12 protein-coding genes are annotated in these 13,084 nt (G+C 51.3%); 6 read left to right on the forward strand and 6 right to left on the reverse strand.

Features of this window, described 5'->3' with window-relative positions; genetic code table 11:
• The first annotated feature begins 34 nt into the window (after positions 1-34).
• Together DS731_RS01545 and DS731_RS01550 are read left to right on the forward strand one after the other, a co-directional pair.
• Positions 35-694: a tRNA-uridine aminocarboxypropyltransferase gene (locus DS731_RS01545; protein ID WP_442858447.1), complete on the forward strand. Its 660-nt coding sequence runs from the start codon at positions 35-37 to the stop codon at positions 692-694.
• A 69-nt stretch (positions 695-763) separates the two neighbouring features.
• Positions 764-1,876: a hypothetical protein gene (locus DS731_RS01550; protein ID WP_119499687.1), complete on the forward strand. Its 1,113-nt coding sequence runs from the start codon at positions 764-766 to the stop codon at positions 1,874-1,876.
• On the opposite strand, the gene DS731_RS01555 is transcribed toward DS731_RS01550, so the two are convergent.
• Positions 1,865-2,845 (reverse strand): nucleoside hydrolase, encoded by a 981-nt coding sequence (locus DS731_RS01555; RefSeq protein ID WP_119499688.1) that lies wholly within the window; start codon positions 2,843-2,845, stop codon positions 1,865-1,867. The genes DS731_RS01550 and DS731_RS01555 overlap by 12 nt on opposite strands.
• 181 nt (positions 2,846-3,026) lie before the next feature.
• Between DS731_RS01555 and DS731_RS01560 the strand changes: the two genes are divergently transcribed.
• From DS731_RS01560 to uxuA, 4 genes are all read left to right on the forward strand, one after another.
• The gene (locus DS731_RS01560; RefSeq protein ID WP_119499689.1) at positions 3,027-3,227 is read left to right on the forward strand and encodes a DUF1656 domain-containing protein; all 201 of its coding nucleotides are present in this window, start codon (positions 3,027-3,029) and stop codon (positions 3,225-3,227) included.
• Positions 3,228-3,229: 2 nt separating this feature from the next.
• Positions 3,230-4,096 (forward strand): efflux RND transporter periplasmic adaptor subunit, encoded by an 867-nt coding sequence (locus DS731_RS01565; RefSeq protein WP_119499690.1) that lies wholly within the window; start codon positions 3,230-3,232, stop codon positions 4,094-4,096.
• A gap of 80 nt (positions 4,097-4,176) precedes the next feature.
• A complete protein-coding gene (locus tag DS731_RS01570; protein ID WP_119499691.1) occupies positions 4,177-6,153 on the forward strand; it encodes an FUSC family protein in 1,977 nt (658 codons plus the stop codon).
• Between the two features lie 138 nt (positions 6,154-6,291).
• On the forward strand, positions 6,292-7,461 hold the full coding sequence (gene uxuA, locus DS731_RS01575; protein ID WP_119499692.1) for a mannonate dehydratase: 1,170 nt from the start codon (positions 6,292-6,294) through the stop codon (positions 7,459-7,461).
• On the opposite strand, the gene DS731_RS01580 is transcribed toward uxuA, so the two are convergent.
• The 5 genes from DS731_RS01580 to DS731_RS01605 all read right to left on the reverse strand — a co-directional run bounded on the left by DS731_RS01580 (position 7,458) and on the right by DS731_RS01605 (position 13,044).
• Positions 7,458-8,393: a LysR family transcriptional regulator gene (locus DS731_RS01580; RefSeq protein WP_119499693.1), complete on the reverse strand. Its 936-nt coding sequence runs from the start codon at positions 8,391-8,393 to the stop codon at positions 7,458-7,460. The two genes, uxuA and DS731_RS01580, sit on opposite strands and share 4 nt — an antisense overlap.
• A gap of 278 nt (positions 8,394-8,671) precedes the next feature.
• Positions 8,672-9,994, reverse strand: coding sequence for a sugar MFS transporter (locus tag DS731_RS01590; RefSeq protein ID WP_119499694.1), 1,323 nt, complete (start codon positions 9,992-9,994; stop codon positions 8,672-8,674).
• A 41-nt stretch (positions 9,995-10,035) separates the two neighbouring features.
• Positions 10,036-11,157 carry an N-acetylglucosamine-6-phosphate deacetylase gene (gene nagA / locus DS731_RS01595; protein ID WP_119499695.1) on the reverse strand — a complete coding sequence of 374 codons (1,122 nt, stop codon included), beginning with the start codon at positions 11,155-11,157 and terminating at the stop codon, positions 10,036-10,038.
• Between the two features lie 3 nt (positions 11,158-11,160).
• Positions 11,161-12,162 (reverse strand): glucosamine-6-phosphate deaminase NagB-II, encoded by a 1,002-nt coding sequence (gene nagB-II, locus DS731_RS01600; protein ID WP_232373456.1) that lies wholly within the window; start codon positions 12,160-12,162, stop codon positions 11,161-11,163.
• Positions 12,163-13,044 carry a BadF/BadG/BcrA/BcrD ATPase family protein gene (locus tag DS731_RS01605; RefSeq protein WP_119499696.1) on the reverse strand — a complete coding sequence of 294 codons (882 nt, stop codon included), beginning with the start codon at positions 13,042-13,044 and terminating at the stop codon, positions 12,163-12,165.
• Positions 13,045-13,084 lie beyond the last annotated feature (40 nt).

Below are 13,084 nucleotides of genomic sequence, written 5' to 3' on the forward strand. Positions count from 1 at the left end.
CTTAACAGTGATTTTGGTTTTGCATAATTCAGTTTTGGCACTGCGTATTCAGGAACTGGCTAAATCAACGCGGCCTTTTGTAACGCGGGGTAGTCGCGTAAAACGCTGCGAAGGTTGTCTGCTGCCGGCGGTGCACTGTATTTGTGATGCTGTACCGGAGCCTGTGGCTGAAAGTGCCTTTTTGTTTCTGATGTATAAAGGTGAATGCTACAAACCGTCGAATACAGGCCGGCTAATCGCTGATGTGGCCAAGCACAATTTTGCCTTTACCTGGTCGCGGACCGAACCTCAGCCAGCGTTGCTGGCGCTGTTAAATGACGAACGCTACATGCCGGTAATCATCTTTCCTCATGAGAATGCAGCACCTGAAAGACGGCTGTATGACGTACCCGTGCAGGAAGGTAAAACCCCGTTGTTTATTATGCTCGACGGCACGTGGCGTGAGGCCGGCCGCATGTTCCGTAAAAGTGCGTACTTGCAGTCTTTTCCTGTACTTGGCATTCAGCCTGAAGCGCTGTCAGATTACGCCCTCCGCGAAGCCTCCCATGATTTTCAGCTATGCACGGCAGAAGTAGGCATCGAAGTGCTTAAACTGGCGGGCGAATCACGGGCGGCGGCCAGCCTGAGTGCGTATTTCAGTCATTTCCGGAAAAATTACATTATGGGTAAACCCCATATGAGTAACCGTTCGTAGCAAACAAGGATTCGCCACACCGCATTTTTGTGGCAGACTGAAGTTAATGTCGCTGCATGGAAGAAGTTAATGACGCTATATCGCCCGTTGTTCAAGCATATTCGTAATCATTCTGCGCTTTTCAGCGAAATGTCGCAGTATCGTGATCAGGCTGTTCAGGCCCTTGGATTAACCCATTACGCGTTTCACAAAACGCCAAAATTTGTCACTGAAGATGGTCGCAGGCTTACCATTGAGCCGGAACGCAGCATCGTATTGCCCAACATACATCACTTCAAAGGGGTGAAAACCAAACTGGCAGAGCAGGTGGCCGGGCTCAGCATGGTTACTCACAGTGAAATCGGCTACCGCTATCCTACCGCTGCACTGGCAGGTCTGGATGCGCCCTTTATTAAACGGATGCGCTCTGAGTATTTTCACCGGGTGGATGAGGATCGCAGTATTTGCCGGCCGGTTAACTTGTCTTATGGCATTAAAAGCCGGGGTAAAGGCGATAACCGCCAGGAATATGAAGTCTGGATGCCTGATGAAGCGCCGGAACAAAGTCCGTTACCTTTATTAATTGACCGCTACGGCGAAGACTTACCCGATGATGTACGGGACTTTGTTGAACAACCTTCCCGCGTACATGGCTGGATGGGGGTAAAACGGGCGGCTTTTGAAGCCCTCTACCAGAACAAAGCGGTGTGCGGTGATTTAGTGATTTGCGTGGCACTCAGTGTTGATGCTTACAATATCGGCGCACGGCCTGATTTATCTTATTCGCCGGAAGCGGAAAGCTCTATCGCGGTCAGCAATGCTGAACTGGAATGGGAAATTGAGGGATACTACGCGCCACGGGACTGGAAATTTGATCACGACACAGTGTGGAATGCCATCAACCATACCCTTGAGGCCGTAAATGCGCCGCTGAACGATTTGTACGGTCAGGATGCTATTCCGGTAAATGAAAGTAAGACAGAGCGGATTTTATCCACTTTACAATCCTTAGGTGTAACCACAGAAGAAATTGAGAGCATCAATTTGCAGCCCTGGGAGTTTATGCTGACAGAAAGTGAGTCGCGGGTAAAAAATCACGATCCCAGCAGAACGGTAAATCTGCTCGGAAGGCTGAACCGTTTGTTCTATCAACCGGACAGACAACTGCCGTCACTGAACTGGATGCATGATTTAATTAGCTGAAGTCAGCATCCGTTCTACGAACCATTGTTTAAATGCGTCACGGTTGGCCCATTCTAAGGCGACGTTAACCTGCGGGCCACTGTCTGCCGGTACAGTAAATCCGTCACCGGTGACAGATAAATGCATGGGCTCAGCGGGTAGCCAGCCGTGGTCGGGGAGGGCAAGGTACACAGCTACGGCGTCGTACATGACTGAACTGCGGGTTGCCAGATAATCAGCATTTTCCCAGGTAACGAGGCCCGCCCAGATGGGGTAGTTCTCAAAAATGACTTCAAGCTGTATATCGGTGCTGTTTTTCAGTTGCTGATATTGTTCACCGTCGAAAATCATATCGCCACAGGTATCGAGGGGCGTAATGGTGAAACTGTGTAAGGGCGCGTGAAGCACTTTCCGGAAGGCCGGTACATTGTTTTGCACGTTGTACTCGGCAGAAGGCTCGTCACCGTATCCCTTATAAATACTGCCATGCATGCCCACGATACGCATTTTTGCAGCCAGTTCCGGCGCACGTTCCAGTACGGCAGCAATATTATGCATAGGGCCGGCAACAATAATGGTGACGGGACCTGAAGATTGCTTAAGCAACTGAATAATTGCACCGGCGCCGTCTTCGATAATGTCACCCTGGTAATCAGACAGTGCGAAGTCAGCGACCCAGGGCTTGTGAAATTCTGCTTTGCCTTCAAAACGCTCACCCATTCCAACAGGAATATCTGTTCTTCCTGCTTTTGTCAGAAATTTCGCCGCCACCTTCGCCCGGTACCGGGTATCTTCCGATGCAGTGGTAACCAGTTTTAAATCTAATTCCGGACTTTTTAAAATAAGCGACAGCGCTACCATGTCATCGATATCGCTGCCAATGTCGGTGTCAAAAATTACCGGAACAGGCTCTGCGGCGCGGGTCATCGAACTGAGCGCTGCGGTCAGAATGAAGAGTACGGTCAACAAGCGTTTCAACACATAAAACATCGAAGGCTCCTTAGTGGCAGAGGGGCGAAGCAAAGGCACTCTGATGATATTACAATACGGGCTATAGCACCCAAGAAATTAATCCGCTGCAAACCACCGGATAATCACGATAGGCGAATGATCTTTTCTGCTCTACAATTAATAATCAGATTAAGGACATAGCAAATATTCCGGAGTAACAGTGCTTAGCGAACTTTCCCTTGGCGGCATGCTTTTCAGCCCGATGGTGGTGATGATTCCGCTGGCTTTTCTGTTGTCGTTATTAACCCGTTACGGGTTATATGCCACCGGTTTATATCAAAAATTGTGGAAACCACCCTGGTTCGAGGTCGCTCTGTTTATTTGCTACCTCGCGGCGACGGTGAAGATGTTGGCGGGTTGAACATGGGAAAAGTACTGAGCATCATTGTGACACTTCTGGTTATCGCTGTCGCTGTCTTCTCCGGACGCTGGGTGTGGGATCATTATCTTTATTCGCCCTGGACACGGGACGGCCGCGTTCAGGCTGATATCATCACTGTTGCACCTGATGTGTCCGGATGGGTAACAGCCATGCCGGTGAAAGATAATCAGAAAGTACAAAAGGGTGATGTGATATTCCGCGTTGATGTGAAACGCTATCAGGCTGCGGTAGACGAGTTAAACGCGCAGGTGCACAGTAAACAACTGGCGCTGGATCTTGCGCAGCATGAGTTCACCCGCCGTGAAAAACTCAGAGAGCGTAACAGTATCAGTGCCGAGGAGCTGGAAAGCAGCCGGATCAGTTCCGATATGGCCAAAGCTGCACTGGATGTAGCAAAGGCACAGCTTGCCAGTGCGGAAATCGATCTTGAACGGGCAACCGTGACTGCGCCGGTGAGCGGGCGGGTAGTGAATCTGACCCTCCGGGAAGGAAACTACGTGAATCAGGGCACACCGGTGCTTTCTGTTGTTGCTGATAATACCCTGTACGTTACCGGTTATTTTGAAGAAACAAAGCTCCCTCTCATTCATGAAGGTCAGAAAGCCACTATTCACCTGATGAGCGGCGGCAAAGCGTTGTCGGGCACAGTATCCAGTATTGGACACGCTATTGCCGACACCAATACCTCCACAAACAGCCAGTTGCTTCCTGAAGTGCAGCAAACCTTTAACTGGGTAAGACTGGCCCAGCGAGTACCGGTAGACATTAAACTGGATAAGGTGCCGGAAAATACCCGCCTGGTCGCCGGTATGTCGGCGTCGGTCGGGTTAGCCACAGACGGGGAGTAATCTCGTTGCCTGCCTTCCTGGCTGTCTACTTAAGGCCCTCCCGTGCCTCGTTAATTTTTGCCCTCAAAGGGGTTATCTCCATGGCGATGGCAATGTACGTGGCTATGTGGATGGACCTGGAGCGACCTTACTGGGCGCTGGTCTCTGCGGTTTTTTTGCAGGTACGTCCGGAAGCCGGCATGGTACTGGAAAAAACCGTTTGTCAGATCCTCGGCACCCTCATTGGCGGTGCCTTCGCCATGGTGGTACTGCATTATTTTCATGCCTACTCAGGGATTTCCCTGTTTTGCCTGGCGCTGTGGACCTGGCTTAATTCCGGCCTGTCATCACTGGTGCGGCGGGTGAACTTTATTTACTTCTTTGCCATGGCCTGCGTCACGCCCTGTATTATTATTCTGCTGACCATGGCAACGCCTTCCGCAGTAAGCAGCCAGAGCATTTTTGATATCGCGCAGTCCCGGATCAGTGAGCTTATCGTTGGGTCGGTGTGTGCCATGCTGGTTTCGCTGATTTTATGGCCCCAGCGGGTAGAGAAGGTGCTGGTTGATCATGCAAAAAACACCATTAACCAGACGATGGCTTATCTGTCGGTAGAATTAGATCCGGACGGTTCACACGATGAGCGGCACAAGCACATCGACGATACCCTACAGTCTTTAACGGCGCTGAGTGATGACTCCAGCGCTGTCGTTTTTGAAGGTCCCGACGGGCCGGGAAAATCCCGCGCGGCCACCGTTATTTGTAATAAAATCCTGTCGTTAATTGCCGTGGTACAAATATTTGGCCGGCTGCAACGGAACAATCCTGAACTACTGTCAGAGAATATGATGTCTCTGCTCACTCAACTGAGAAACGATGTGGGCCTCATCGGCAGCCTGAAAAGTTTCGACGAATGTTATGAGCTGGCACAGAAGCAAAGACGCAAATGGAGCAAGCTTTTCCAGTCTGACCAGTTGACCACATTAGAATTCCGTTTGTGCCGCACCGCGCAGGAAATGGTGGCAGATTTAGTGGTCATACTCCGTGCTTACCGGGCACTGGAGCAGGGAGAAAAATCCACCCTTAAAGCTTCAGGTATTAAACCGCACCGCGACTGGCTGGTAGCAGTGACGACAGGCTTTCGCACATGTCTGGTTTTCAGCACCGGCGCATTTTTATGGGTAGGCACAGGTTCACCGGCAGCCATCATGCTGATGATTTTACCTGTAATATTTTCCATCATGTTCGCCAGACTCGCGCCCGTGGTGGTCACCAGGGCCATTCGTGGTGTACTCATCGGAGCCTGCTTTGCTATACCTGTTGCCATTTTCTATGCCCTGAACCTGATAGCCGCCAGTAGCGGTGACTTCGCCATTCTGGTGCTTACTTTATCCGGCCCGCTGTTTTTAGGTTTAATGCTGCTGTCGCACCGGGCGTTTCTGCCCTACGGCATTGGCTTTTGCATTCCGTTTGTGATCCTGGTGCAACCGGCCAATGACATGAGCCGTTCACTTTCGGTGGATTACACAACAAGTAGTGCACTGGCGATCCTCAGCGGCGTGATGATTCTATACTGGATATTTAAGCTATTTGCCGGGCCGGGCGCGAACTGGATCCAGTCACGTTTGCTTTCAGTGACCTATCAGGATTTGCTTAAAATAGGCAGTCCCGGACATGATGAAGACTGGTTCAATGCACGGATGTGTGACCGGCTTTTGCGGCTCACCAGTTACGAGCAGAATGTAACCTCAGGTTACCGGACACTAACCGACCTGGGCCTGACAGGCCTGAACCTCGGACACGCTTCTATGCGGATCCGGCGTCTAATGAGTGGTTTGAGTGAGCGCTCACTAACAGGTCTTGAACAGGAGTGGCAGCAAGCGCTGGCGGCCTCTTTTCTGGCAGCATCAAAAGGGGACGATACAGACCGTCTTGCCCCGGTAAATAAGCGGATTATCGACACACTCAAAGCGGAAGGTGCACCGGAAGAAAATCTGGCTCTCATAGACGGTATCTTCACCCGCCTGCATTATTCTTTTCGCCGCACGGCAACCATGATCAAAGAAGCCCGCGCTTAACTCACGTCCTGCAAACAGATGGCAAATTAAGTTTCATATATAAATATTTTGGTAAGGCCAAATAGGGTTTTTAATTGTCTTTTACTCGCTTATGCAGTAGTCTCTTTATAATTGGCATGACCAAATTTGAGGTTGCAGATGATTGAAACATGGCGCTGGTTCGGACCCGGCGACAGCATTACGCTTGAAAAAATCCGCCAGGCAGGCGCGACCGGTATCGTGACATCGCTGCATGATGTGCCCACCGGTGAGGCCTGGCCACTCGAAACGATAAAATCCCGTAAAGCGATGATCGAAGATGCCGGTATGCAATGGGATGTTATTGAAAGTATTCCTGTGCATAACGACATTAAAAGTCGTACCGGCAATTATCGTGAGCTTATCGAAAACTATAAAACGTCGGTGCGCAATGCCGGCGCGGCGGGTGTCACGACCGTGTGTTACAACTTTATGCCGGTGGTGGACTGGACCCGCACGAATCTGACTTATCAACTTCCTGATAAAAGCTATGCATTACGCTTCGAATATTCAGACTTCGCTGCTTACGATGTGTTTGTAATGCAGCGTCAGGGTGCTGAGAATGATTATTCTTCTGATATGTTGAATAAGGCGAAAGCACGTTTTGACGCAATGTCAGATGCTGAACGGGAAATGCTGGAGAAAAATATCATTGCCGGATTACCCGGTGGTGAAGGTTCTTACAACCGCGAAGGGATCAGAGATACCATTCAGCAGTTTATCGACCTCGGCGAAGACGGTTTACGGGCCAGCCTGTTTGAATTCCTCGAAGCTGTCATTCCGGTAGCAGAAGAAGCTGGTGTGAAAATGTGTATTCATCCTGACGATCCGCCGTTTTCTCTTTTTGGGTTGCCCAGAGTGGTGTCTACCCAACAGGATGCAAGGAAGATCCTGGAAGCGGTGCCAAGTCCTGCAAACGGTCTTACTATGTGCGCAGGCTCCTACGGTGCCAGAGGCGACAACGACCTTATTGCCATGGTTAACGAGTTTGCAGAGCGGATTTACTTTGTGCATTTACGCAATGTAAAACGGGAAGATGACGGTTCGTTCTATGAAGCCGCCCATCTGGACGGCGACAATGATATGGTGGGGCTGGTACAGGCGCTGCTGAAGTGCGAGTCCAGTCTGGGATGCCAAATTCCAATGCGCCCTGACCATGGTCACACATTAAGTGATGAGCAGGGCAAAGCGGATTTGAAACCCGGCTATTCCTACCTTGGCCGTCTGAAAGGTCTTGCAGAACTGCGCGGGCTTATTTGCGCCGTGTCTTACATGAACGCAAAGCACTAGTCGATTGCCCAGTACGGCGTATCGCCGTATATCGATAACATGTAATCAATAAAATGGCGCACGCTAACCGGCGTGTGCTGTGATTTCGGATAAACAAAGTGAATATCCTGTGGTGACTTCCGGATAGCCGGTTTAAACGCATCCAGCACAGGGATCAGTTTGCCTTCCCGCACACTTTCTCCAACCAGCCAGTCCGGGAACAAAACCAGTCCCATTCCTTCCCGCGCAGCCGTCAGCAGCGCTTCCGCATTATTAGACGTCATCAGCGGTACAAATTGTTGTTGTGTCCAGCCCGAATCAGGCTCGTGGAAAAACCACGGGTTAGTCCCGCTGAAACCTTTATACACCAGACACCGGTGTTGTTTTAAATCAGTCGGGGATGTCAGCGGTGCATTGTTCTCAAGATAAGCCGGTGATGCCGCCAGAAAGTAACGCTGTTCGCAGATTTTTCTTGCCCGCAGGGAAGAGTCCGGCAGGGCACCTATGCGGATAATCACATCGGCGTCACCTGCATGAGGATCGATAAACGCATCTGTTAAAGTAAGCTCAACCTGTACATCCGGGAACAGTTCGGAAAATTCCGCCAGAAACGGGGCAACATGATGTTGTCCGAATTGAACCGGTGCGTTTATTCTCAGTATGCCACCCGGTTCGCCATCGAAATCCTGTAAATGCTGCTGCATCTCCATCAAAGATTTTTCAATTTCTGATGTATAGCGGAAGAATATTTTTCCCTGCTCGGTGGGAGCCAGTGAGCGTGTGTTGCGATAAAACAGCGGCTGCCCCGTTGCATCTTCCAGTTGCTGAATGGCTCTTGAAACCAGAGACGGTGAAACCCCTTCCTGCCTGGCGACGGCTGACAAACTGCGGGCTTCATATACCGCAATAAACAGCTTGAGGGTACGGAGTGTAACTTGATTTAATAAATTCATTTGTGCGTAATATGCAAGAATCTTTTCTTAATTATCGTGTTTTTCGCACATTTAGCAATGGCTAATATACACTTTTTCAGGAGAGCAAAGATATGCTCATTTTAATACTGATGCTGGCTGGGAAATGAAGCCGTGGCACTGAGCACGAACCGTATCCTTGCCATGGTGTGTCTGGCCGTTGCACTGTATTTCGTCTACCGCAGCAATAGACGAACAGAATAAAAAACCTGAAACAGAAGGGGCACAGGTGCGGAGCCGTACAGCTCCGCATCAATAAGTTACCAGTGCTTTATACGGCAACCTTTCAGCGCATAGAACAGAATGAAACCGTAGCAGGGAATGGTCATCCAGTAAGCATTCAGAACACCATATGCATCAGCTATCGCGCCGAAAACCATTGGTAACACTGCGCCACCGGCAATACCCATAATCAACAGGGCTGAACCACGGGCAGTGAATTTACCCAGGCCTTCCAGTGCCAGTGGCCACACCGCCGGCCAGACAATGGCATTGGCCAGGCCAAGTAGAGCAATACACGCAAGCGGATCCGGCAGCGTGGTGACACCGGTCCAACCCCAGATAACGGTAGAAATATTGTCACTGGCAGGGTCTGTAAATGGAATGGCAACCGCGAGTAACATGCCCAGTACCGCTGACAGGGTAAGCAACTGATGTTGGGTTAGTACCCGCGGGATCAGTACCAGACCCAGGGTGTAACCTATTACCATAAAGAACATGGTATAGGAGGTCAGTCCCAATGCGCCTTCTACGCCAAGTTCAGAACCGGCAAGCCCGATAGTGTCACCGGCAATGACCTCTACGCCCACGTAGAAAAACAATGCCGCCACACCCAGCACCAGCTGGGGAAACTGTAAAATAGAGCCGTTCTTCATGCCACTGGCATCAAGGCTTTCATCTTCTTTGTCTAAATCCAGCTCAGGCAATCCGGAAAAACGCAGTGCTACCGCCAGTAACAACAGCGCAACGGCCATGCCGATATAAGGCGTTACCAGACTGTCAGCCAGAGACTGAATTTGCGCAGCCTGTTCTGCTTCCGGCAAAGCAGCAATACTCTGCGCCGTTACGCCGGAGAATTCACCCAGTACCAGCGCGGTGAATACCACCGGTGCCAGCCAACCTGCGCCTTTATTCAGCAGGCCCATTATCGATATGCGGGCTGCAGCGGTTTCCGAAGGCCCGATTTTTACCAGATAGGGGTTTGATGCCGTTTGAAGAATAGTCAGTCCTGAACCCACAATAAATTGTGCGGTGATAAACAGGGCAAAGGTTTGGGTTTCTGCAGCCGGCACAAACAAAAAGCAACCGGCGGCTATCATTACCAGACCCAGCGACATAGCGTTGCGGTAACCGGTTTTATTCAACACAAACGACATGGGCAGAGCCATGACGACGTACGCAATGTAAAAGCTGAATGCAATCAGCAGCGCTTCCATGCCCGACAACTGACAGACAATTTGCAGAAAAGGGATCAGTGCACCGTTCAGCCAGGTAATGAAACCAAACACAAAGAACAAGGTGCCGATAATGGCCATGGGCAGCAATACTGCACTGCCGGAGGAAGAGGTTTTACCTGTTGTCATTATTATTTCCTTCAGATTAAAAGGGACGGGCCCGGCAAGCCTTACGACATGCAAACCCCGTTACGCCAGACGCGCTGAACCTGCAAGGCGTCGTTTACCGCTATCCAGTTGGCCTGCGAGCCGGTTTGTAATGTGCCGATACTTGATGAAAGCCCAAGAAAATTTGCCGGTGTTGAAGTGGCCATTTTCAGGGTACTTTCCAGCGCAATGTCTAAATCAAAACGGGTATGCTGAATGGCTTCTTCCATGGTCAGCACCGAACCGGCCAGTGTGCCGTCAGCCAGTTTCAGCGTTGGTCCCTGACGCAGCACCTTAATGCCCTGATACATAAAGTGGTCAGCATCGCTGGCCGCCGGAGCCATAGCATCGGTCACCAGCATCAGCTTGTCATCACCCTTAAGGCGGATAGCCAGAGTGGCACTTACCGGGTGCACATGCTGATGATCAACAATCAGTCCGCAGTACACATCATCACGGTATAACGCACTGCCTACCACGCCGGGTTCCCGGCTGGTAAGGGCAGACATGGCATTGTAAAGGTGTGTTGCACCGGTCGCACCGGCATCAAAGGCTTTAAAACAGGTGTCTGCATCTGCGTTGGTGTGACCGGCTGATACAATTACGCCGGCGTCCACCAGACGGGTGATGTCTTCAGGAGATACGGTTTCCGGCGCAACGGTAAGCAATACCCGGCCTAAGTCTTTGCGGGTGAACAGGGCAAACTCATCGTCACTCAGGGGGCGGATATGCGCCGCGCTGTGCATGCCCTTTTTCGCCGCAGACAGGTGCGGGCCTTCAAAGTGAACGCCCGGAATGGCGGCAGGGTCAGCCTTATGCGCTTCAGCAATAGCATCTGCACCGGCAGACATGACGGCAATATCGTCGGTGATCAGCGTAGGCATAATACTGCCTGTACCGGTAGTCAGGTATGCACGGGACATCTGCAACAACGAATCTGCCACCGGCGCTTCATTAAACTGCACACCACCGCCACCGTTTACCTGAACATCTACCATGGCCGGCATGATCAGGCCATCCAGCACGTCGTGCTGCCCCGACTCAGCATCAGGTGTCACCGACGCAATGCGCCCGTTTTCCACCGTGAATACCACCTTGCTTTGCAGGCGGTAGCCATCAAAAAATTGTGAAGCAAAATAACCCATGAATTAAACCGTTTCCGTGACTTTCTTCAAGCCTACCGGATTATCCGGGTCCATGTTAAGGGTTCTCGCTGCAATTTCGATATCCAGATAAAAACGCTGCATGATCAGCAGCGGTGCAACCAGCGGATGCACCTCGTCATCTACTTTCAAAAGCGGAAATACCGGCGCGCCACGGCGCTTCACTTCTTCAATTTGTCCGCTGTGAAAACTGGCTGAAGCATCCGGTACGTGTACGTCAATAATGGCTACGCCACGGTTCAGCAAGGCTACCGGTCCGTGCAGAAACTCTGCGCTGCTGAACGCTTCGGCCTGAACGCCAAGTACTTCTTTCATTTTAAGGGCAATTTCGCGGGATACCGCATAACCAAATGCACGGCCAAGTACTACGCAGCGCTCCATAGGCTGAAGTACCTCAGCAGTAAGTACCGGTGCCTGTGCAATGGTATCGTCAAGACGGTCAGGCAAGGCACTCAGTGCTTCGTGCAGTGCCTGGTTGTCTGAGCACGCAGCCACAATGGTCAGCAGGGCATATAAACTGGCGAGATAACTTTTCGTGGCAGCTACTGCCACTTCCGGGCCGGCTTTAAGGGGCACAAAGAAATCGGCCAGATCTGCCAGCGGTGAGCTTTCATCGTTTACAAGCGCAACAACCAGTGCGCCTTTTTCCTTCGCCATTTTTGCCTGAGCAAGAATGTCAGGGCTGCGGCCAGATTGGGAAATCACGAACACTAACGCTTTCTGTAAACGCAGTGACTTACCGAATACACTGTTCACCGACGGTGCTGCGGCGGCTACCGGCAAACCCAGTTCTGTTTCAATAAGGTATTTCCCGAATACACCTGCGTGGTCAGATGTACCACGGCCAATCATGTAGACAAATTCCGGGTCGTTTTGCTTTATTGCTGCCGCCAGCGCGGTGATTTGCGCTGCGTTGTCTCGTAATTGTGTGCGGAAAACGTCAGGGGTCTGCGACGCTTCAGCAGCCATTTTTGTTGCGTGTGCCATTCAGGCCTCCTTAAATGCCTGCCGTGCCAGCGAAACCGCACCGTATTCAGGGGAACACAATGCGGGGCTCAGCAGCCGTTGAATAGTATCAGGGATCTGGCTGCTCCAGTACGATGCCAGTCCGCCAATCATGGTGATACGCCGTGCATCCAGCGCCTGTAATCTTGTCAGTATTTTGGTGAGGTACTCAGTACCTTCACTAATGATGGCCTGCGCACCGGCGTTATTCTGCTTCGCAAAGTCCAGTACCAGCGGTGCCAGTGCGGCGTAATCACCGGAGCGGTAGTGCAGGGCCTTCGCAACAATATCTTCCGGTGTTATTACGTTAAGTTGCTGACACACCGCCTCCGTGAAATCACAAACCGGTTGTAACGCATCCATCGCTTCCAGGGTGTGGCTGATTGCCCGCCAGCCCAGCCAGGCGCCACCGGCCTTATCGCCCAGCGGGAATCCGTGACCGCCAATACAGGTATGCACATCATTCACGCTGGCAAAGGCAGAACTGCCCGTGCCGGTAATTAAAATGGCACCTTCACTGCCACCGTGTGCGCCGGTGCAGGCAATATGTAAATCAGTAGTAATCATTGTACTGGCAAAGGGAAGCTGCCACTCTTCTGCAACCTTCCGGTAGGCCGGAATGTTCACCCCGGCCAGTCCCAGGCAGGCATGTACCTGTGACAGTGCCTCTGCCGTCAGTCCGGCTTCCTTTACCGCTTGCATCGCAGCGGCATTCACCGAGTTATATGCTGTCTCTGCAGATTGCGCAGGATTAGACGGGCCGGAAAGCCCTTCGCCAAGCAGTTCGCCGTTCAGGGATTCAAGGCGGGCTTTACATTTAGTGCCGCCGCCATCGATACCAAGAAAATACTGTTGCTGAATCACTCACGGGTTCCTTGCTGTTGGATAGATAAAATAGAGAATA

Source organism: Alteromonas sp. RKMC-009, from assembly GCF_003584565.2.
In the GTDB taxonomy this organism is placed as follows: Bacteria; Pseudomonadota; Gammaproteobacteria; order Enterobacterales; family Alteromonadaceae; genus Alteromonas.